The sequence below is a fragment of the Nonomuraea sp. NPDC050383 genome (genome assembly GCF_044459125.1).
Lineage (GTDB): Bacteria > Actinomycetota > Actinomycetes > Streptosporangiales > Streptosporangiaceae > Nonomuraea.
The window spans coordinates 14,837-35,752 of record NZ_JBITIP010000013.1; the positions used below are offsets into that span (position 1 = coordinate 14,837).

Annotated in this window: 19 protein-coding genes; 6 read left to right on the top strand and 13 right to left on the bottom strand. The window is 70.8% G+C overall.

Annotated features, from left to right (window positions below; translation table 11 throughout):
* A complete protein-coding gene (locus ACIBG4_RS28680; RefSeq protein WP_397204458.1) occupies positions 1-321 on the bottom strand; it encodes a hypothetical protein in 321 nt (106 codons plus the stop codon).
* 498 nt (positions 322-819) lie between these two features.
* Between ACIBG4_RS28680 and ACIBG4_RS28685 the strand changes: the two genes are divergently transcribed.
* The 5 genes from ACIBG4_RS28685 to ACIBG4_RS28705 all read left to right on the top strand — a co-directional run bounded on the left by ACIBG4_RS28685 (position 820) and on the right by ACIBG4_RS28705 (position 4,639).
* Positions 820-1,434 carry a helix-turn-helix domain-containing protein gene (locus ACIBG4_RS28685; RefSeq protein ID WP_397204459.1) on the top strand — a complete coding sequence of 205 codons (615 nt, stop codon included), beginning with the start codon at positions 820-822 and terminating at the stop codon, positions 1,432-1,434.
* Positions 1,435-1,564: 130 nt separating this feature from the next.
* Positions 1,565-2,458, top strand: coding sequence for a class I SAM-dependent methyltransferase (locus ACIBG4_RS28690; RefSeq protein WP_397204460.1), 894 nt, complete (start codon positions 1,565-1,567; stop codon positions 2,456-2,458).
* 188 nt (positions 2,459-2,646) lie between these two features.
* Complete coding sequence (locus ACIBG4_RS28695) at positions 2,647-3,453, top strand: DUF1684 domain-containing protein (RefSeq protein ID WP_397204461.1); 807 nt, start codon at positions 2,647-2,649, stop codon at positions 3,451-3,453.
* A 51-nt stretch (positions 3,454-3,504) separates the two neighbouring features.
* Entirely contained in the window at positions 3,505-3,882 is a 378-nt protein-coding gene (locus tag ACIBG4_RS28700; RefSeq protein ID WP_397204462.1) for a nuclear transport factor 2 family protein, read from the top strand.
* Between the two features lie 439 nt (positions 3,883-4,321).
* Positions 4,322-4,639: a hypothetical protein gene (locus tag ACIBG4_RS28705; protein WP_397204463.1), complete on the top strand. Its 318-nt coding sequence runs from the start codon at positions 4,322-4,324 to the stop codon at positions 4,637-4,639.
* A gap of 151 nt (positions 4,640-4,790) precedes the next feature.
* Here the strand turns inward: ACIBG4_RS28705 and ACIBG4_RS28710 are convergent, their stop codons facing one another.
* Genes ACIBG4_RS28710 through ACIBG4_RS28725 form a run of 4 tightly spaced genes read right to left on the bottom strand, consistent with a single transcriptional unit; the run spans position 4,791 to position 8,273 of the window.
* Complete coding sequence (locus ACIBG4_RS28710; protein WP_397204464.1) at positions 4,791-5,540, bottom strand: SDR family oxidoreductase; 750 nt, start codon at positions 5,538-5,540, stop codon at positions 4,791-4,793.
* An 18-nt stretch (positions 5,541-5,558) separates the two neighbouring features.
* Positions 5,559-6,146, bottom strand: a complete 588-nt coding sequence (locus tag ACIBG4_RS28715; RefSeq protein ID WP_397204465.1) for an NADPH-dependent FMN reductase — start codon at positions 6,144-6,146, stop codon at positions 5,559-5,561.
* Positions 6,143-6,757 carry a DsbA family protein gene (locus ACIBG4_RS28720; RefSeq protein WP_397204466.1) on the bottom strand — a complete coding sequence of 205 codons (615 nt, stop codon included), beginning with the start codon at positions 6,755-6,757 and terminating at the stop codon, positions 6,143-6,145. The genes ACIBG4_RS28715 and ACIBG4_RS28720 overlap by 4 nt, the downstream gene beginning before the upstream one ends.
* 22 nt (positions 6,758-6,779) lie before the next feature.
* Positions 6,780-8,273 (bottom strand): MFS transporter, encoded by a 1,494-nt coding sequence (locus ACIBG4_RS28725; protein WP_397204467.1) that lies wholly within the window; start codon positions 8,271-8,273, stop codon positions 6,780-6,782.
* Positions 8,274-8,358: 85 nt separating this feature from the next.
* On the opposite strand from ACIBG4_RS28725, the gene ACIBG4_RS28730 reads away from it, so the two are divergent.
* Positions 8,359-9,102, top strand: coding sequence for a TetR/AcrR family transcriptional regulator (locus ACIBG4_RS28730; protein WP_397204468.1), 744 nt, complete (start codon positions 8,359-8,361; stop codon positions 9,100-9,102).
* A gap of 438 nt (positions 9,103-9,540) precedes the next feature.
* On the opposite strand, the gene ACIBG4_RS28735 is transcribed toward ACIBG4_RS28730, so the two are convergent.
* The 8 genes from ACIBG4_RS28735 to ACIBG4_RS28770 form a co-directional block, all read right to left on the bottom strand.
* Positions 9,541-10,089, bottom strand: coding sequence for a nuclear transport factor 2 family protein (locus ACIBG4_RS28735; RefSeq protein WP_397204469.1), 549 nt, complete (start codon positions 10,087-10,089; stop codon positions 9,541-9,543).
* A 69-nt stretch (positions 10,090-10,158) separates the two neighbouring features.
* Positions 10,159-10,311 (bottom strand): hypothetical protein, encoded by a 153-nt coding sequence (locus ACIBG4_RS28740; protein ID WP_397204470.1) that lies wholly within the window; start codon positions 10,309-10,311, stop codon positions 10,159-10,161.
* Positions 10,312-10,449: 138 nt separating this feature from the next.
* Complete coding sequence (locus tag ACIBG4_RS28745; protein WP_397204471.1) at positions 10,450-13,179, bottom strand: S8 family serine peptidase; 2,730 nt, start codon at positions 13,177-13,179, stop codon at positions 10,450-10,452.
* A gap of 1 nt (position 13,180) precedes the next feature.
* Positions 13,181-14,371, bottom strand: a complete 1,191-nt coding sequence (locus ACIBG4_RS28750; RefSeq protein WP_397204472.1) for a hypothetical protein — start codon at positions 14,369-14,371, stop codon at positions 13,181-13,183.
* A 9-nt stretch (positions 14,372-14,380) separates the two neighbouring features.
* The gene (locus tag ACIBG4_RS28755; RefSeq protein WP_397204473.1) at positions 14,381-15,508 is read right to left on the bottom strand and encodes a hypothetical protein; all 1,128 of its coding nucleotides are present in this window, start codon (positions 15,506-15,508) and stop codon (positions 14,381-14,383) included.
* Positions 15,505-17,757: a hypothetical protein gene (locus tag ACIBG4_RS28760; RefSeq protein WP_397204474.1), complete on the bottom strand. Its 2,253-nt coding sequence runs from the start codon at positions 17,755-17,757 to the stop codon at positions 15,505-15,507. Before ACIBG4_RS28760 ends, ACIBG4_RS28755 begins: the two co-directional genes overlap by 4 nt.
* On the bottom strand, positions 17,754-17,879 hold the full coding sequence (locus ACIBG4_RS28765; protein WP_397204475.1) for a hypothetical protein: 126 nt from the start codon (positions 17,877-17,879) through the stop codon (positions 17,754-17,756). The genes ACIBG4_RS28760 and ACIBG4_RS28765 overlap by 4 nt, the downstream gene beginning before the upstream one ends.
* A 49-nt stretch (positions 17,880-17,928) precedes the next feature.
* On the bottom strand, positions 17,929-20,736 hold the full coding sequence (locus ACIBG4_RS28770) for an ATP-binding protein (protein ID WP_397204476.1): 2,808 nt from the start codon (positions 20,734-20,736) through the stop codon (positions 17,929-17,931).
* Between the last annotated feature and the right edge of the window lie 180 nt (positions 20,737-20,916).

The following is a 20,916-nucleotide window of genomic DNA, read 5'->3' on the forward strand; positions in this document are numbered from 1 at the left end:
TCAGCCGGTGGTCTTCTGTGTCGCGGTGAGGTCGGTGGCGTTGCCGGCCACCCACACGCCCGGGATCTCGGTGGTTCCGGCCATGGCGGAGGCGAAGCGGCGGCCCATGTTGTCGGGCAGGTCCTCCCTCGGCAGCTTCAGCCCCTCCAGGCCCTCGGTGCGGGCCTGCATCTGCGTGGCCACAGCCAGGACCCGCCGCTCCACGAAGGCGCCGTCGGTCAGGTGGACGCCTGCGAGAGCGCCGCCGTCATCGTTGACGACTTCCTTGACGTCGGTCTCGACGATGCGGATGTTGCGTGCGGCGGATCGGGCGCAGGACACGGAGTCCAGGTCGGTGCCGCGGGTGAAGTACGTGAGGTGTGGCCCCGGTGCTCGGCCAGGCCGGACACTTCGGGCAGCACGTCTCGCAGGCCGGTGGCCACCAGTACCCGGCGCGCCGTCAGCGTGCGGCCGTCGGCCAGGGTGACGGTGAACCGCAGGCCGCCGTCCGCTAAGGGGGCGGCGGGTGCGGCCGAGACGACCTCACCGAAGACGATCTGGCCGCCGTACTGGCGTACCTGCCGGCGTCCGCACTTGAGGATCTCGGGCGACGGGGTACCGTCCAGGACGATGAAGCCGTGCACGGCAGCGGCGGGGGGTTGCGCGGGGTGCCGCTGTCGATCATCACGACATCCACGGTCGCGGTGGGCAGTGCGTCGCTCTCGTAGCGGGAAGTCTGCGCAGACATGTCGCGTCCTTTCGTCGTACCTGGCCCCCCGTGCTGGACCGTCTGTAGTCGACATTAACCTCGCGTTGCATCAAAGGCATAGCATGTTGCTCATGACGCAAGAAGATGGGCAGCTGGACAGCCTCGTACGCAAACGGATCCGCGCGCTGCGCGTCGCGCAGGACTGGTCACTGGAGGAACTGGCCACCCGCGCCAACCTCAGCCAGTCCTCACTGAGCCGCATCGAGAACGGCCAGCGTCGTCTCGCCCTGGACCAGCTCGTCACTCTCGCCCGCGCACTGGACACCACCTTGGACCAGCTCGTGGAGAACGCCACCGACGACGTTGTCATCAGCCCGATGATCGACGGCACTCACGGCCTGATGCGCTGGCCCATCAAGGGCGACCCCGGCATGAGCGTGATGCGTCAGCGGATGACCGACCCGCCACCCGATAATCCCGCCCGCATGCGCGCCCACCCCGGCCGTGAATGGCTGGTGGTGTTGTCCGGCACCGCCATCCTCATGCTCGGCCATCGGCGCTTTCGCATCGAGACCAACCAGGCCGCAGAGTTCCCCACCATGATGCCGCACGCCATCGGCGCCGAGGGCGGGCCGTGCGAGATCATGGGGATCTTCGACCGCGACGCCCGCCGCGGCCACCAGAAAGACGCCGGCGCCGACGGCGCCGAAGACGACTGCGGAGGTGCGCAGGGCCTCCGCGAATAGAGCGCGTCGGCCGCGCCGGAGGCCCCGCTCCGCCTGGCGACCTTGCGCGCCGGGCAGCACACCAAGCCACCTTCTTGCGCGTTTAGCAAGAAGACTTGCGGTTGGCGCATGACGTGCTTACGGTGTTGCCATGACCCAAGCGCACCAGCACACCTTCCACCATGCCGAAGGCGGCCACCACCCCGACCACGGCCATGGCGGCCACCAGGAGCATGGTGATGCAGGCCAGGCGGAGATCCTCGACCTGGATGCCGAGGTGCTCGCCGAGCACACAGCGTCCATCACCGCCTGGCTCCCGCTGAAGAGCGAGCCGAGCCAGATCGTGGACCTGGGCTGCGGCACGGGAGCGGGCACCTTCGCGCTCCTCGCGCGCTTCCCCGACGCGCACGTCACCGCTGTCGACACCTCGGCCGGGCACCTCCAACTCCTGCGTAAGAAGGCATCCGCCCGCGGTGTTGAGGGGCGCGTACGGACCGTGCAGGCCGACCTCGACAGCAACCACTGGCCCGACCTCGGCACACCGGACCTGGTGTGGGCCTCGGCCTCGATGCACCACATGGCCGACCCCGACCGCGCCCTCCGGAGCGTCCACGAGCTACTCGCCCCCGGGGGCCTGTTCGCCGTCGTCGAGCTCGCGGGCTTCCCCCGCTTCCTGCCCGCGGACGCTCCCGGGGACCGGCCCGGTCTCGAGGAGCGCGCCCATGCCGCGACCGACAGCTTCCACACCGAGCACGTCCCGCACCGCGGCGCCGACTGGGGCCCGATGCTCACCGCCGCCGGGTTCACCGTCGAAGAAGAACGCACCATCACCGTCAACATCGCAGGCGAGCGCAGCGAAGCCATCGGGCGCTACGCCCACGGCAGCCTGCAGCGCATCCGCGGCGTCGCCGCACCCGCGCTCAGCCCCGAGGACCTGGCCGCACTCGACGAACTCCTCGACGCCGACAGCCCGAACAGCATCCTGCGCCGCGACGATCTCGCCGTACGGACCGAGCGCACCGTCTGGGCCGCCCGCCGCGCGTGACGCCCCGGCGCCCCCAGGTTTGCCCGCCGCGCAGACCAACATCCGAATGGCTTGCCTCAACCGAAACCACCGCCTGCGTATGGGCGGGCGTGCGCTGCGCTGGGCCGAGCGATCACGCCCGCGCACGCCTCGCCCAGCGCTATCGCCGCGACCTCCATGGCGCGGCGGAGAGGAACGGGAGCATCCACATGACCGCACCGCAGACCCCCGCGGACTACGAAGCCTGGCGCCAGGGCCGGTGGGAAGAGATCGCCGGAGCGAACGGCAAAGCCAAGGTCGTCGCCAACGCCAAGATCACCACCCCGGGCCCTCATGCACTTCCTGGCATCCCCGGCCAATGGCGCACCACCGCAGCAGGAGACCTGACCGTGACGGCCCAGGCCACCGACGGCGTGCAGGTAGCCGGCAGCCTGGTCGACGGAACGAGCCCCGTCCCTTCCGGCAGCTCCCTGGAATTCCCCGACAACCGGGTCGGCTTCGCCGGCGGCGCGGACGGCTCCTACGGCCTGGTCGTCATGGACCAAGGCCGCGTCGAGCGCACCGGCCTCACCGGCATCGACACCTTCCCCTACGATCCCGCCTGGGTCTTCGAAGGCCAGTACCGGGCAGCCCCGGAAGGGCGCCGCATCGAGGTGCCGCGGCTGACGAGCCCACGCAGCACCGAGGCCATTCTGGCCCCGGTCGACCTGGCCGTGACCATCAACGGCACCGAATACGTCCTGGCCGTCCTCCAGGACTTCCCCGGCCAGCGCCTGGTGATCTTCACCGACGAGACGAACGGCGATTCGACGCCGCAGATCGGCCGCTGGCTGGTGCTGCCGCTGCTGGAGCCCGGCAGCACCCTGCCGGTCGACTTCAACAAGGCCACACTCTCCCACCACCACCTGAACCCGGACGTCTTCGTATGTCCGCTCTCGCCGCCCGGCAACCACCTGCCGATGCGCATCGAGGTCGGCGAGCGCGCCCTGATCCACGCCGCCGCCGACCAGAGCTGATACGCCCCACCCCTGCCGGAACCCATCACCGTGTAACGAAGGAACACCCACATGAGCCAGGACCTGAAGAACAAGGCCGTCACCTACCTCCGCGCACTGGAGAACCGCGACTGGAAGACGGCCCGCGCCCTGTGCACCCAGACGGCCACCGTCTGGCACAACGACGGCAAGGGCGAGCAGTCCATCGAGGAGAACATCGCCGGGATGGAGGGGCAGATCGAATCCATCGAGTCGATGCGCTACGACATCCTGCGCCAGCTCTCCCAGCCGGGCGAAGTCCTCCAGCAGCATGTGGTCCACGTCGCCACCACCAGCGGCATGCGCGGCGAAGTCCACGCCGCCGTCTACTTCGGCTATGACGACACCGGAAAGATCAAGCGCATCGAGGAGTACGCCAACTTCATTCCCGTCGGTGGCCAGGAGAGCTGAGGGCGGCAGTCAGCACAACCCCCTCATCGTCACGGCACCAGTCCATGGCGATGAGGGGCGCTGCCATGCAAGCGTGCCGGAGCCTGACGACGCCATGACCTCGAAGAGGCCTCACCTACTGCCCGGGCCGCCGACCGCATCCTGACCGATAACGGCTCCTGACACCGAGACATCGACACCCACCTCAAGGGCATCGCGTACGACTTCTCCGCCCGCCTGCTGAGGCGTCTGCGGCATCGCGGGCGTCTTCACCGTCCTCGATGACCTCGTCCGGTTCCTGCGCTACATGCTCGTGCCCACGACCGCGCCTGCTGGCGCCGGATTCGGGGCCGAGTGGACCGCACGTTCCCTGACCGTGCAGACCGGTGGCCTGGAGCCCGCGCGGGGCTCGGATAGGCCAGTCGCCGAACTCGTTAGTCGCCCTCGTCGTCAGACTGTCGTGACGGATCCGATCAAGGTGCCAGAGCGCCCACGCACCAAGGGTGACGGGGCACTTCTGTCGCTCACGATGCTGTGGCTTGTGGGCACACCTGTTCTCGGAGTGATCTGGTTCAGCTACGGCTTCGCCCTCATCGGCGCACCGGCCAAGAACAAGGAGCTCTCCCAAGTGGCAGGTCATGCCATGGTGTTTCTCGGCCTCGGAGTCCCGCCTCTTGTATGCCTGCTGTCGCTGATCTGGAGGAGGAGAGTGGCTGCACTCATCTACGGGCTGACCTCACTGGCCTTGATGATCTTGGTTGTCACTCGAATCAGCTGACCGGGCAGGCGTCTTCCAACTCATGTAGGGCGGCCCGGAACGGCGCAGGGTGGGCAGCGCAGCGAGCGCGGGCATCGGGACGACGATGGGCGCTCGCCTGCTCGCCGAGCCGAGCGAGCAGACGAGCGTGGGGTCGCGCGGTGGCGTGGGTCTACATGGTCGTTCCGCCCGAGACGTCGAGCCGGTGTCCGGTGATGTAGCGGCTGTCGTCGGAGGCCAGGAAGGCGACGGTGTCGGCCACGTCCTCGGGCGTGCCCAGCCGCCCGAGGGGCGTCTGCGCCGACAGCCAGGCCAGGGCTTCGCCGACCAGGCGTCCTTGGTGCATGTCGGTGTCGATGACGCCGGGTGCCACGAGGTTGACCGTGATGCCGCGCGGCCCGAGCTGCTTGGCCAGGGCGACGGTCATGACGTCGAGTGCGGCCTTGGACATGGCGTAGTCGATCGCCCTGGGCATGGCCGCCCCGCGGGTCAGCATGGTGCCCACGGTGATGATCCGCCCACCGTCCCGCAGCCGTGGCAGGGCTTGCTGGGTGATGAAGAACGGGGCGGTGGTGTTGACCGCGAACAGCAGCTCAAGGCCCTCCCGGGTGACGCCGTCGATCTCGCTCTGGCCGCCGAGGATGCCCGCGTTGTTGACCAGGACGTCCAGTCCGTCAGCGTGCGCGTCGAAGGCGGTCCACAGAGCTTCTGCGTCACCGGGCGCGCCCAGCTCGGCCTGGACGGCGAAGGCCCGCCCGCCGGACGCTTCGATGGCGGCGACGGTGTCCTTGGCGGCGGCGTGGTTGCTGCCGTAGTGCACGGCGACCCGGGCGCCTTCGTGGGCCAGCCGGGTGGCGATCGCGCGGCCGATGCCCCGGCTCGCGCCGGTCACCAGCGCCGTCTTACCGGTCAATGTCGTCATGATCATGCCTTTCTTGCTTCATGCGGTGTAGGGGGTGGTGGCCTTGGCGTCGCGCAGGACGCGCGCCCACCAGGTCACCTGGTCCAGCAGGGTCTTGGCGGCCGCGGCCGGGCCGACCGGGTCCTTCGGCTGCCCGTCGGCGTCAAAGCACTCCCAGGCGCCGTGGAAGCTGACGGTGTCGCGCGTAGTGACGGCGTGCAGCTCGGCGAAGACGGCACGCAGGTGCTCCACCGCGCGCAGGCCGCCGGAGATGCCGCCGTAGGAGACGAACGCCACCGGTTTGGCGTGGAACTGCTGGTTGTGCCAGTCGATGACGTTCTTCAGCCCGGCAGGGTAGCTGTGGTTGTACTCGGGGGTGACCACCACGAACGCGTCGGCGGCGGTCAGCCGCGGCGTCAGCCCGCCCAAGGCCTCCAGCACCGGCGTAGGCGCGGACATCGACGGGGCCGCCCCGCCGATCGGCACCTCGGCCAGGTCGATCACGTCGACGTCCAGGTCCGGGCGGGACGCGGCCTGGCCGGCGAACCAGCCAGCCACGGTCGGGCCGAAGCGGCCGTCGCGGACGCTGCCGACAATGACGGCCAGCCTCAGCGGATCAGTGATCACTTGTGTTCTCCCTTCGTCCCGGCGGCCTGTCGCAGGGCCGCCGACAAGGTTGTCTCGGTCTGGGATCCGGTGAGCGGGGGCAGGTCCTCGATGAGGAAGACCGGCACGCCGGTGATGCCGAGGCTGCGCACGCGGTCGAGCCGGGCGCGTACCTCGGTGGAAGGCACGTGGCCAGTGGTGACGCCGAGCTCGGCGGCCAGCCGGGAGAGCGTGGCGGGGTCGCCGATGTGCAGCCCGTCGGTGAAGTGGGCGCGAAACAGGCGTTCTGTCATGAGCTCGGCTTTGCCCTGGCGCGCGGCGTCGGCGATGAGGCGGTGGGCGTCGAAGGTGCCGGTGGCGATCGCCTTGCCGTACTCAAGCCGCAGGCCCTCGCCGGCCGCGTGTCGGGCGTAGGCGAGCGCGCCGGCGGCCGCTTGCGGGCCGAAGGTCTGTTCCAGGACCTCCAGCACCGGACGCCCGTCGGCCGGGGCGCCCGGGGCCAGCTCGAAGGGCAGGAATTCCACCGTCACCGGCAGGCCCTCGGCCCTGAGCCGGTCCGCGGCACGGGCGAAGCGGGTGTAACCGACGTAGGAGTGTACGCAGATGACGTCCATCACGAGCTGGACTTTCACCCTCTGTGGCATGGCCGCGCCCTCACGCGGCCGCAGTGGCGGGCTGGGGCGACGGGGTGCCATCACGCAAGGGGACCTCGCGGACGAACCAGGCCAGCACGAAGGCGAGGACGCCCAGCGCGGCGGCGCCGAGGGCCATGACGTGGATGCCGTCGGTGACGGCGAGGCGAACCGCGTCCCGCGCGGCGGGGGTGAGCCGGACGAGCGCCTCGGGCGTGAGGGCGATCCGGGTGGCGCTCTGCGCGCCGAGGCGGTCGATGAGGGTCTCCTGGAGGCGTCCGGTGTACAGGGCGCCCAGGGCGGCCACGCCCAGTGAGGCGCCCATCGTGTGCCAGAGGGTGACCGAGCCGCTGGCCGCCCCCATGTCGCGCGGCTCGGCGCTGTTGATGGTGATGATCGTGGTGGACTGCATGAGCAGGCCCACCCCGAGGCCGCCGATCAGCGTCAGGGCGGAGGCGAGCGTCAGGTTGACGCCGGGGCGCAGCAGGAGCAGCGCGAGCATGCCGGCCGTCACGGTGGCGCCGCCCAGGATCGGGTAGATCCGGTAGCGGCCGTTGCGGCTGATCAGCCGGCCGGTGCCGATCAGTACGGCGACCATGCCGAGCATCGCGGGCAGGATCAGCAGGCCGCTGGCGATCGGCGAGGCGCCGTGGACGAGTTGCATGTACTGGGGCAGGAAGGTGGCGGCCACCACCATGCCGACTCCGCCGAGGAAGCGGATGACCTGGGCGAGGGTGAAGTTGCGGTCGGCGAACAGGCGCAGCGGCACGATCGGCTCGGCCGCGCGCCTCTCCACGAGCAGCAGGACGCCCGCCGCCGCCAGCCCGATCACGATCAGGGCCAGGATCGCGGGCGAACTCCAGGCGTACCTGGTACCGCCCCAGCCGGCGACCAGGCTCAGCGCGACCAGGACCACCGTCAGCAGCAGCGCCCCGAGATAGTCGATCCTGGCTCTGACCCGGCGCCGCTCCAGCCGGACGGCCGCACCGATGAGCAGCAGGGCGGCCCCGCCGATCGGCAGGTTGACGAAGAACGCCCACCGCCAGCCGACATCGGCGAACAGGCCACCGAGCAACGGCCCGGCGATGAACGCGATCGGCATCATCACCCCGAACAGTCCCATGAGCTTGCCGCTGTGCCGGGGTGGCACCAGCTCGCCGATCAGCGCCAGGGCCCCGGTCATCAGTCCGCCCGCGCCCAGTCCCTGCACCATCCGGCAGCCGACGAGCTGGATCATGTCCTGCGCGGCTCCCGACAGCCCGGATCCCAGCAGGAACACCGCGATCGCGGCCATGTAGACCGCCTTGCGGCCGTACAGGTCGCCGAGTTTGCCCCAGATCGGGGTCGAGGCGGCCATGCAGATCAGATAGGCCGTCGCCACCCAGGAGAAGTAGTCGAGACCGCCGAGATCTTTCACGATCGCCGGCAACGCGGGCCCCAGCATCATGCCGTCCAACGGGGCTGTGATCATGCCCAGCAGCACGCCGATGACGCCCACGCGAAGAGCTCCATCCATGCTTCCTCCAATTCGCGTACTCCGTACGTGAAACGGACCATAGCCATTCGGGTACCATGTACGCAAATGACGGAAGGGTGGGCGGATGGCCGACGAGGAAGCGACCAGCATCTGGATGCAGCCGGAGGAGCACGAGCGCACCGGCCCGGGACGGCGCCCCGGCTACAGCCGCGAGCAGATCACCCGAACGGCCGTACGGATCGCCGATGCCGAAGGAGTCGAGGCCGCGACCATGCGGCGGATCGCGGGCGAGTTGGGCACCGGCGCCATGTCGCTCTACCGCTACGTCCCCCGGCGCGACGACCTGTTCGACCTCATGATCGACCTGGCGACGGGAGAGATCGAGCTCCCCGACGGCCCGTCCGGTGACTGGCGCGGCGACCTGACGCTGCTGGCCCGCCAGATCCGCGCGATCGGCCTACGTCATCCCTGGCTGATCGCGCTGCTCACCAGCCGGCCCACGCTGGGCCCCCAGCTGCTGCGCGTGCACGAGTTCGCACTCAGCGCCTTCAACGGAACCGGGCTCGACATCGACGACATGACCGGCTTCGTCGGCATGCTGAACGACTACATACACAGCGCGATCCGCCGCGAGATCGGCTGGCTGGAGGAGGCCCGCCGTACCGGCCTGGACCCCGAGCGCTGGAAGCGGGACTACATGGGGCCGTACGTCCGCCAGGTCGTCGAATCCGGCGCCTTCCCCCTGTTCAACCGATCGGTCCTCGACTCCCGCACCGCCCACCTCGCCCCCGAGGAGCGCTTCCACCACGGACTCGACCGCATCCTCGACGCCATCGCCGCGCTCATCCCATCGCTCCGTCGTCGTTGAGCAGCCAAGTCGGCAACGCTCCCGCGAAGGAGCAGTCCGCGGCGAAGGCGATCTGGATGCCGCCGGCCGTCATGCCCAGTAGGGACACCGGCCGGCACGCTATGACGACAAGTTCGTCCGCCGCCATGACGACAGCCGGCCATGGCTGCACGCCGCCAGCGAACTGGCCCAAGTCCCACCAGGGGGAAGAAGGCTTCGACTTCTGGGGTGCAGGCAGCCTCCGTGACGCAGACACCCTCGTCGATCAGACGGCGTAGTGCGGCCGGCTCGGCGGGGCTGTTGGCGTTGATGCCGCCCATCGTGGTGATCACTCTGCCGTCACCTCATTGACGGCGATGCGGGCGCTGGATTCGTCACGGCGGCCCGCCGCCGAAACCGCTGCTCTGGCCCCCTGCTTTCCCGATCTGCGCCAGTCGTGCTGCTCGCTCTGCAGCCGGGCTAGACGTCGTCGTCCGGGCGTAGGGCGTGCAGGACCGCAGAAGTGTCCAGGTAGAACGGGTGTATCTCGGTGATGCGTTCATTCTTGATCGTGATCAGCTGCATCACCGAGGTCTCCAAGGCCCGGCCGGTGGCGCGGGCGCGCAGGATCCCGCGGTTCCAGACCACGACACTGCCGCCGTCGACCACATACTTCTGCTCCAAGAACTCCAGGGACTGCCATGCCTCGCTCATGGCGGCCATGAACTGCTCGATGCCGCTCGGCCCGCGCCAGATGCCCCCGTAGGGCAGGGAGTCCGCCTGATACATCACGACCTCTGGGTCCAGGCACTGGGCAAGCTGACCGAAGTCGGCCTTGCCGAGGCCCCCTGCGGCGATATAAGCGACTTCCGCCCGGTAGAACCTCTCCAGCACGGCGAGTGAGCTCCTGCCCTCGTCGCCTCCCGAAGCCGGACCGTCATTCGTCATTGCTTCTGCCATCATGCGCTCATCATCTCCGCCCCGGACAGGATGCATCCGGCGGAAATCGGACCCGTAGTCGTCACGCATGTAGAGCGGCCTCAGCTCCGACAGCCGGCCGTGATCCCGAGGCAGCGGGCACCGGCAGGATCATCTCCATCACCAGCTGCCGGGCCTCGCCCCACCAGCCGCGAACAAGATGAGCACGCCAGGCCGGATCACCTCGGCCGCCATCAGATACTCGCGCGCCAGGTTGAACAGCAGCGTCGGCGAATCATGCTCCATCGTCCGGTCCAGCAGGAACTGCTCCACTCCAGCCGGCAGTGATCACCCGGGCCCCCGAACAGCGGCCGGTCCAGTGGCGGGTCCTTGCGTGGCCGACGTGAGCAGGTCACGGCCGGGGCGCAGACGTGCCGCGCCCCCGGCAGCGGGCTGCCAGGGGCGCGGGGATCAGGATGACGCGAGCTTCACATCGAGCCCGGTGATCCGGTCGGTGGCGACGGCGGCGGTGGCGGTCGTGGCGGCGTAGCCGCTCTTGGTGACCGTCACCTCCCGATCGCCGGTCTGGGGGGAAAACAGCCAGTAGGCGCCGGAGACGTCGGTGGTGGCCGTGCGCCCGCCGGAGGCGACCGCCGCCCCCTGCACGGGCTTGCCGGTGGCGGCATCGGTGACCGTGCCGGTCACCAGGCCGCCCTCGACCTTCTGGCAGGTGCGGTCACCGACGTAGACGTCGTCGATCGCCCACCAGCCCGAGCGGTTGCCCCGGTAGTGGAAGCGGACCTGGGCCTTGGTCTTGCCCGCCGCCTGCGGCATCGGCACCACCTGCGCGGCCGGGCCGGAAGCGCCGGGGAAGCCCTTACGGGTCCACACCGTCGTCCAGGTACGCCCGCCGTCCAGGCTGAGGTCGGCCCAGGCGATGGCGTTCACGCCGGGCTTGAGGTCGCCCGCGAACTCCAGCACCGGGCTGGTGTGCTCGGCCAGGTTCAGCACGGGGCTGGTCAGGTAGGTGTCCTGGACATGCCCCTTGCCGGAGTGGTCGGAGTCGACGATGGCGAACCTGCCGCTCCCGCCGGTCCGGTTCTCCCGGGCGCCGGGGTTGTCGAAGACCCAGCCGGGCTGGTGGTCGAACCCGGGGAAGCCGGGATCGACGTTGGTGACCTGCCACCCGGTGGGCTTGCCCGAGCTGAACGGCTCGGGCGTGCCCGCCCTGCTCGCCTGGTAGCCGGGGGCCACGCACGCCAGGGCGGCGGGCAGGGCGGCGTCCACGGTCTGGTCCTCCGCCCCCAGACTGACCTTCCTGCTGACCGGGTCGTAGCCGGGCGCGCCCGGGGTGATGCGCAGCGTGTAGTCGGTGGCGGGCAGCAGGGACAGGGAGAAGCGGCCGGTGATCGCGTCCGCGGTGGCGTCCCACGTGTGGCCCTTGCCGTCGTCGGCGGTCACCTTGGCGCCCAGCGGCCAGCCGTGGCCGGAGCCGTCGGTGAGCGTGCCGGACAGGGTCTTGCGCTGGGTCGGGGTGAGCGGGACGTCCTGCTTGATCGAGCCGTCCTTGGTCACCTTGACCGCCACGGTGGCGTCCTGGTAGCCGTAGGCGCTCACCTTGAGCTGGTAGTCACCAGCCAGCAGCTTGAAGGTGTACGCGCCGTCCTCGCCGGCGGTGGACTGGCGGTTGAGCGGCCCGCTCAGCGACACGGTGGCGTCCTTGAGCGGCTCGCCGGTGGCGGCGTCGGTGACGGTGCCCGAAAGCGTGCCCAGGCCCTGGGCGCCCGCCTGCACCAGCGCCAGCGCGTCCAGGCGGCCCTCGCCGTAGACGTTGTTGTTGGCCGCGTCGCCGCCGCACTGCGGGTCGGCGGTGTCGATGGCGGTCAGGTCCAGCAGCGTGCGGGTGCCCTCGATGTCGCGGGCCAGCGACGGGTTGGCCGACCAGAGCAGGGCCACCGCGCCCGACGCGTGCGGCGTGGCCATCGAGGTGCCCGACATCAAAAGGTAGCCTCCGCCCTTGACGGAGGAGCGGACGTCCACGCCGGGAGCCGAGATGTCGGGCTTGATCTGCCCGTCCTGGCCGTCTCCCCGGCTGGAGAAGCTGGCGATCTCGTTGTTGCTGTCGTAGGCGCCCACGGAGTAGTTGAGCGTACGGCTGCCCGGGGTGCCCGAGGTCCGGCACTCGGGCCCTTCGTTGCCGTTGGCCCACATGCCGAAGATGCCGGACGCTGCCCAGGCCGCCTGGACCTCCTCGAACATCGGCTCGTTGGAGGGCAGGTCGCTGCCCCAGGAGTTGTTGACGATGTGCGGGCGCTTGGCCGGGTCGGGGTTCTGCCCGGCCGCGTCGGTGGGCGCCAGCATCCACTGGCTGGCCCGCATCAGGTCCAGGTCGCTGCAGCCGCCGGCCTGGCAGCCGCTGGCGGCGATCCACTTGGCCTTGGGCGCGACGCCGATCTGGTCGCCCTTGCCGTCGTCGCCCACCATGGTGCCCATGGTGTGCGAGCCGTGGTTGTGGCCGTCGCACGGGCCGGGCTCGTCGCAGTTCCCGGCCGCGTCGTACCAGTTGTAGTCGTGGGTGAAGGTGCCGTCGCCGTTGTTGCCCCGGTAGGAGCCGATCAACGCCGGGTGGGTGTACTCCACGCCGGTGTCGACGTTGGCCACGACGATGTCCTCGCCGCGCACGCCGTACTGCTGCCACACCTGGTCGGCCTTGATGTTGGCGATGCCCCACGCCACGGCGGCGGCCGTCGCGGCGGCGGCCTTGGTCTCCACCGGCAGGGCCACCGGGTAGGTTCTGGGCGCCCGGACCTCGCTCACCCCGTCCATCTTCGCCAGCTTTTCGGCCAGCTTCAGGGGCACGTCGCGGACGTACACGGCGTTGGCCGCCCAGAACGTCTCGCTCTTGCGGCTCTCGGCCTTCAGCAGCTTGCGCAGCGGGGCCTGCGAGCGGTCGGCCGTGTCGCGCAGGGCGCGCACGACCTGCTCGCCGCGCGCGGTGCGGGTCCTGGCCCGCTCGGCGCTCTTGGTGTCGGCCTTGTCGGACAGCAGCACCCACAGGTCGGTGCGGTCCTTGGCGGCGTAGGCCGCGAGCACTTCCCCGCCCAGCGGACGCGGATCAGCCGGCGCTGCGGCCGCCGCCGGGGCGGGGGCCAGGAGGGAGGCGGCCATGAGCGCGCCCACCGCTAAAGTGATGATTTTCATGTCAGCGTCCTTCGCAGCTCAGGTGCGCGACGAGTGGCTGTGAAGTGGTCTCCCAGCCAGTGCCGTTGAGAATCTGGCCGCTCGCCCAGACGTCCTTGGGCCCGGAGCCGGTCAGCGCGGTGTAGATGTACGCCGAGCCGGGCGCCTGGACGCCCTCGGGCCGCACGTCCGTCCAGGACTTGCCGTCCCAGTGCTGCAGCGGGGGTTGCGACGAGCCGTCGGCCGGCGACGTCGCGGTGATCCACACGTCGTTGGGGCCCGCGGCGTAGACAGAGAAGGGCGAGGTCCAGGCCGCCGACGGCGTGGGCGCGGCGCTCCAGGACTTGCCGTCCCAGTGCAGCGCCACGGGGGCGAAGGTGCCCGGCTTCCGCTCATAGCCGACCGCCCAGACGTCGTCGGAGGCACGAGCGCTGACGGAGAGGAGCTCGGCGAGCAGCCCGGGCACGCCGGGCACTTCCCTCCACGCCTTCCCGTCGTAGTGCAGGATCAGCGACTCGATCCGCGCGGGGTCGGTGTACTGCCTGCCGACCGCCCAGACGTCGTCACGGGACCGCGCGTGCACAGCGCGCAGGGTTGCGTTCGCCCGGGTCATCGCCGGGTGGTCGACGTTCTTCCAGACTCTGCCGTTCCATTGCTGGATGGCGGCGCCGGCGGAGTCCGCGCTCTGTGTGGTGTACTCACCGACGGTCCAGGCGACCGAGGGTGAGACCGAGTCGATGGACTGAAGAACGGGCCTGGTCGCGGTGGGGTCGGGGGAGATCGCGGTGGGCACGAAGGCCCACCGCCCGCCGTTCAGGCGCGCGAAGACCGGGACGCCGCTGCCGTAGGTGTCGCCGTAGCGGAACTGGTAGCGCGCCCACCCGCTGGACGTCGAGTCGAAGGTCGTCTCCCAGGCGCCGCCAGCGGCCATGGCCGCGTGCGGGATCTGCTTGGGCAGGAGCTTGACCGACCTGCCGTCCGAGGTCAGGGTGGTGGAGGTGCGGTCACCCTCGGTGGTGAACACCGCCTGCTTGGATGAGACGGACGACGCGTGGGCCACCGAGACGCCGCCGTCGGGGATGGCGGGCACGTCGAGCAACTTCCAGGTGGGGGTGCAGGCGGCGGCCGAGGCCGCCGTCGCCGCGCCGGTCGTGAGCGCGGTGGTCAATGCCGTCGCCGCCAGGGCGACAGCGGTTCTGCGTATGCTGCGCACGAATGCTCCTCAGAAGGCGCCGATGCCGTTGGGTACGCCCATGCCGGTGGGCCCGTCGTATCCGCGCCTGGCGGTGCACAGCGGCGAGCCGCCGCAGGACCCGTTGGCGCCGGTGGTGATGTCGAACAGGTACTGGCCGGAGCCGTAGAGCTTCTGGCCGGGCACGATCTTCTGGCCGTTGTCGCCCAGCGCGTACACGCCGCCGATCAGCGCGACGCTGATCGGGGTGCCGCTGACGCCGATCCAACCGCCCCAGGTGGTGCTCTCGTAGAGCTGCACGGGCGAGCGGGCATCGCCCACCGCGGCCACGTCGGCGACCGTGCGCTTGGCGCCGCACTGCCCCTTCGGCTGCCAGGCCGGGCGCGCCTCGTACACCGAGCAGCCCGAGCCGGACCCCGAGGAGGCCATCTCGCTCCAGCCGCGCGCGTTGCCCGGGTCACGCCACAGGATGGTCGCGCCCACCGCGATCACCGATCCGTAGGCGGCCGGGACCATCTGCCTGCCCACGCCGTTGCCGAACCCGCTGCCGCCGCCCGCGACGATCGGGACACCGGGGTGGTCGTAGTGCACCGCGTCGGCCCGCTGGCCGGCGTACTCGTAGAAGCCGGTCATCACCGAGACCGCGTCGGCGCCCTGGACTACCGCCTGGTCGACCGCGGCGCCTATGCTGGCCGGCGTCTCGTCGTCGGCCTCGACCAGCAGCAGCTTGCAGTTGGGGCAGGCGGCCGAGCCCAGGTCGAGCCCGGCCGCGGTGTGCAGCGCGTAGCCGTTGTGGGTCGGTGGCCTGGTGGTGCCGCCGCGCTGGTCCACGTGACGGAAGCAGGGGAACATCTCATCGCACAGCGGCAGGTCATTGCCCTTGCGATACTCGTTCAGGTCGCGCTCGGCGCGGGGATGGCCGTACGGGACCACGACCGCGAGGGTCTGGCCACCGCCCAGCCAGGACGAAGGCAGCTTGTAGGCGTCCTGCAGGTCGGCCGCCTTGAGCCCGTCACTGACGTTCGCGTCGGACTTGGAGGTGACCTTCAGCAGGCAGTCGGGGGTGGAGCAGTCGCCGGCGGCCTGAGCCGACGCCGGCACCAGCAGGGTCAGGCCGAGCACGATCGCGGGGAGCAGCCGGGAGATGATCACGGTCACTGGTCCTTCGGTGCGAGCCGGTAGGCGCGGAGGTTGGTCTGCTCGACGGCGTTGCCGTCGCGGTCCACGGCCTTGATCCGCAGGGCGGCGTACTCGCCGCTGCCGGGGCTGGTGAGGGTCGTGGTGAAGCGGCCGTCGCGTCCCCGGTTCGCGGTCTGGGGCTCCGACCACGTCGTGCCGCCGTCGTAGGAGACGGAGACGGTGGCGTTCACCCTGCTGGGGTCGTCCTGGTACTGCTGGTGCCGCACCGTGAAGGCCACCTCGAACGGCTCGCCGGCGGGAGTGGCGTTGTTGATGTCCAACGGCAGGTCGGGCCGTACGAACAGCAGGGGCAGGAACGAGCAGCGGCGGGTGGGGTCGGGCGCGCACATCGCCTGGTCGGGCAGATCGGCCGACCGGTCGCGGTTCGTGGTGCGGAAGGTCCAGTCGGTGGTGCTGGTGGCGTCCTCCACACCAGGGTTGTCGCCGGTCACCTTCAGCCGGTATTCGGCGGGCTGCGGCAGCAGCGGCAGGTCCAGCAGCTGCGTGAGGCGTGTGCCGTCGCCCCGGGTCGCCGAGGTGAAGGCGAGCGCGCCGTCGCGGTAGAACTCCACCTTCGCGAGTCCGTCGAGGGCCGAGCGGTAGTGGCCGGCGGTGGAGTCGGCGTACGGGTTGAGGTACAGCAGGCCCAGATCGTCCTGCCGGCAGGCCACGCACACCTGCTGCAGCGCGCTGGTGACGTTCGTGTCAGGGGTGTCCTGGACCCCGATCAGGGCCTCCTGCACATACGGTGCACTGCTGGAGGGCACCTGCGGTCCCTTGTTCCAGGTCTCGGTGAGGTGCTGGCCCGGCCGGATCAGCCGGCGCTCCCCCAACAGGCGCAGCCCCAGGTCCGGTCGCAAGATGGGCTCCCAGGAGACCTTGCCGGGGGCGTTGCTGTACCAGTAGTCGGTGCGCTTGCCGCCGTACATGGGGGCGGTGACGCCGAAGGTGGTCTGCGTCCACGGCAGGTAGACCGTGCTCAGGAGCTCCGGGTGCTGGGAGGTGGCTCCCGGAGTGTTGTGGATCGTGGAGTCCACGGTCGTCAGGTCCGAGCGCCTGACCGTGCGGGTGAGTGAGGCCGGCACGCCACCGGGCTCGTGGAAGGCCACCTTGTACGTGGGATCGGCCCCGGTGGGACCGCCGATCGAGGTCATGGCCAGGAAGTCCAGGCTGCCCTTGGTCACGCGCCTGGTCGGCGTGGCGTACAGGGTGTGGACCCCGAAGTCCCCTCCGGAGACCAGGCGCATGAGGAACAGCGCCGTGACCGAGTTGCCGAAGGGCGGGTTGCCGACCTGGTCGCCCTGGACGGTGGTGCGGTTGTAGGTGATGAGGTCGTACTGCGTGTCGGCGGTCTCGGGCACGCCCTCGATCGTCGTCTCGTACGGCACGGCCTTGCGCGCGTCCAGCGTGAGCGACATGTCCTCGGTGACGGAGAACTCCGGCTCGATCACCAGGGCGCCGGTGGAGCCCATGTCCAGGACCGGTCCGGTCAGGACACTGGCCTCGATGCTGTAGTGGCCCGCCGGCACGCTGAAGACGGCCTGGGAGGTGCCCTCCACGCCGTCGCCCACCTGGAACAGCGTGAACGTCGGGTCGTCCAGGCTGTGGATGGAGCCGAGCATGACGCCGGGCTTGCCGGTGCGGTCGATGGAGTCGACGGTGACCGTGTGGTACTCGGGATAGTCGGCCGGCGCCGCCATCGGATCGGCGGGCAGGGCCGGGGCGCCTTCGGGCTGGGCCAGCGTGATGCGGCCGGTGCCCGGCTTCTGCCCGGCCTTCCACTTGCCGGCCAGCTCCTGGCCGAAGCCTTCGGCGTCCTTCTTGGCCAGGGTCCTGGACTGCGGGCCGAGCGTGGCCACGCCGCCCGACTCGACCTTGACCGGCAGGGCGTCGGCGTGCGCGTCGTCCAGCCCGGCGCGCACCAGGTAACTGACGTTGAACAGGCGGACGTCCAGCGTGGTGCCCAGGAACGGGGCGGCCTCGGCGGGAATGACGTACTCGTCGCCGTTCAGGGTGAGCTGGGCGAACACGCCATTGCCCGGGTCGATGACGGTGGCGCTGCCGGTGAGGTCCACCTGCACCTTGTCACCGGTCACCAGCGTGACCGTGGCGCCGGGCCCGGTCGCGGCTTTCGGCGGGGGTTCTGTCGTGGCCTCGGCGGTGCCGAGCCCGGTGACCAGCGTGAGCGCGAGGCAGGCCGCGCCCAGCCGGGAGGTTAACTTGTTCATGCCTTGACCCAGCCGTCCTTGTCGTCTTCGCTTCCGCCTTCTTCAGGCGCGATCTCCGCGCCTTCGTCCTCGGTGAGCTCGCCCTCGACGGGCTCGTCCTCGGCCTCGTGTACGTCGGACATGCGAAGAGCGTGACGAATAGGACATTCAGCTAGCTATGCGGGAGATCCCTCATTCCGCCGTGGCGGCGTCCCCCATGAGGGCCAGCTCGATCCGCGAGCGCAGGTTCAGCTTGCGCAGGACGGCACTGAGATGCCGCTCCACCGTCTTGGCCGACAGGAACAGCTCCTGCGCGATCTCCTTGTTGGTCAGCCCGGAGGCGGCCAGCCGCGCGACGTCCCGCTCGCGGGGTGACAGGGCGTCGCCGTAGCCGCGGGTGCCGCCCCGGTGCCTGGCGGGCAGCGACAGGCCGCGATCGCGCGCCAGGCGGGCCGCGCGGTCCAGGTCCCAGCGGGCGCCGAGCGCCTCGTAGGTCTCGATGGCCCGCCTGAGCTGCTCATCGGTCCCGGCCTGCTCCCTGGCCTGGGCCGCCTCGTACGGGCACTGGATGGCCTCGTAGAGCTCGGCCGCGGCGGTGAAGTGACCGCCGGAGGGGTCCAGGACGCCGCGGGCGTGGCGCAGCGCGGCGGGAGCAAGCGGCGCGTGCAGGCCCGCCATCGCCCGTTCGGAGCGGTTCACCAGGTCCGCGGCCTCCGCGGCGCGCCCGGCCGCCACCATCGCCTCGGCCAGGGCGGGCACGGTCCGCACCTCCGAGGGCCGCAGGCCGCGCTCGAACCACGACTCGATCAGCGGCAGGACCTCCGCCACCGCCCGGTCCGGCTCGCCGCGCGCGACGGCCTGGCGCAGCAGCGCGGTGATCAGCAGCGCCGTCTCGTCCATGGTGCCCGGGACCTCGGTCATCACCTGGCGGATGCCGAACTCGGCGCCAGCCGCGTCGGTGCGGGCCAGCGCCAGGCAGGCGGTCACGGTCGCCGCCGCGTACCTGTCCTTGGGCCGCTCGCTGAGCCGCTCGGCCAGCATGGCCGTCTCGGTGGTCAGCCCGTCCCAGGAACCCGCGCAGTAGTCGGCCACCGCCAGCGCGGAACGGCACCGGTCGATCATGTCCCCGCCGCTCACCTCGACCAGGGGGGCCGCGCCCTCCAGGGCCACCCGTAATATCGTCTGCGCCTGGACGTGGTCACCGACGAAGGCCAGCGCCGAGCCGATCGAGTAGTAGGCGTTGACCTTCGCCCGGTGCCAGGACCGGTGCCCGAGGCTCCCGCGCACCTCCTCGATCAGCTCGGCCCAGCGCGGGTCGCCCATCAGCACCATACTGCTGGTGATCTTGCCGAGCACGAAGATCTGCAGGGGCGCGTTCTTGACCGCGGGCAGGACGGCCAGCGTCCTGTCCATCCAGTGCCGGTCGGCGGTTCTGGCGTCCCGCCCCATGCTCAGGACGGTCATCATCCGCACCGCCAGCTCGGGCTGGGCCTCGATGTCCAGGTCCGCCACGGCCGAGGTCAGCGCCTCGAACCAGGGGCCGGGCCCCTGGCCGGTCGCATCCTTCAGATAGAGCAACAGCAGGGTCAGCTCGGCGCGCAGCACCGGCGAGGGGCCCTGGTCCAATGCCAGGGCCAGCAGGTCGATGACGTCGGGAATGTGCAGCAGCCCCTCGGCCGCCCAGCCGAGCTTGACCGTCAGCCGCCCGCGGTGCTCCGCCTCCAGCGGAGCGTGCCGCAGGACCGCCTCCAGGATCCTGACCACCTCGGCGTCGTCGCCCAGCCGCAGCGCCTGGTCGGCGGCTCGTTCGGCGGCCTCCACCCAGGCCGCCATGTGCCCGGCGCGCCGGTGGTGGTGGGCCAGTTGCCCCAGCGGCACCGACGGCATCGCCTCCACCGCGGCGGCGGCCCTGGCGTGCAGGTCGCGCCGCCTGGCCGCCGGAATGTCCTCGTACACCGCCTGCGCCGCGAGCACGTGCCGGAACGCCGCCGTCTCACCGCGCGCGGTCAGCAGGCCGTGCTCCACCGCCTCGTCCAGCCCGTCCAGCGCGCTCTCATACGGCAGGCGGGCGGTGGCCGCCAGCACCTCGACCGGCATCGGCTCCTGCAGCACCGAGGCCGCCCTGACCACCGCCTCGGCCTGCGGCGACAGGCGGCCCACCCGCTCCAGCACCGGGTCGCGCACGCCCGCCGGCACGTCCAGCCTGGCGATGGTCCTGCGCGCCCACTCTCCGCCCCGGTGCATGAGCGTCCCGCGCTGGCGCAGCAGCGCCACCAGCTCCTGCACCGCCAGCGGAACGCCGGAGGCCCGCTCGCACAGGTGCTCGGCGAAGTCGAGCGAGATCTCCTCGGTGCCCAGGATCGCCGCCGCCAGCTCCCTGGTCTGCGCCACGTCCATGGGCGCCAGTCGTACGCGGGCGTGGGCGACGGCGCGCGGCAGGCGGGCCGTCACCGCACGCAGGTCGGCGGAGGCCTCATCGGCGCGGTAGGTCAGCACCACGGCCAGGTCCCGGGGCGGGTCGGACAGCAGGTAGCCGAGGAACTCCACGGTCTGCTCGTCGGCCCAGTGCAAGTCCTCCACGACCAGCACGGCCTGGCCCAGCGCGCGCAGGAGCTCACTCAGGCCGCGGAACACCCGGTGGCGCTCGCCCGCGCGGTCGTCCAGGGGCTCGGGGGGCTCCGGCAGGCGTTCGGCCAGCTCGGGCAGGAGCGGGCGCAGCGCGCCCGCGACCGCTGACAGGCCGGTCAGGTCATCGGGCACCTCGCGCAGCGCCTCGACGATCGGGCCGAGGGGGAACGGCTCCCTGATCCTGGCGCAGCCGCCGGTCAGAATACGGAGACCGGTCCGGGACAGCTCGGCCACCAGGCGGGTCTTGCCGATGCCCGCCTCGCCCTCGACCACGGCGACCGCTGGGGTGTTGGAGACGGTCTCGGTCAGCTGGGCCAGCTCACCGGCGCGGCCGACGAGTGTCGGCGAGATCATCAGCCGCTTATGGATCACGTCTGTTCCCTGCTCGACCCAATGCCTAGATCACACAAATACCACAAATCCCCTTTCGGCCCGTCCCTTTCTCGGACTTCTCCTCGACGACGGACGGCTTCCGGCGGCCGAGGACGAAGCGGGTGGCTGGCCGAAGCGGCGCCGGTGATCCACGGCGCCGATGTCTCGCACAATGACCGG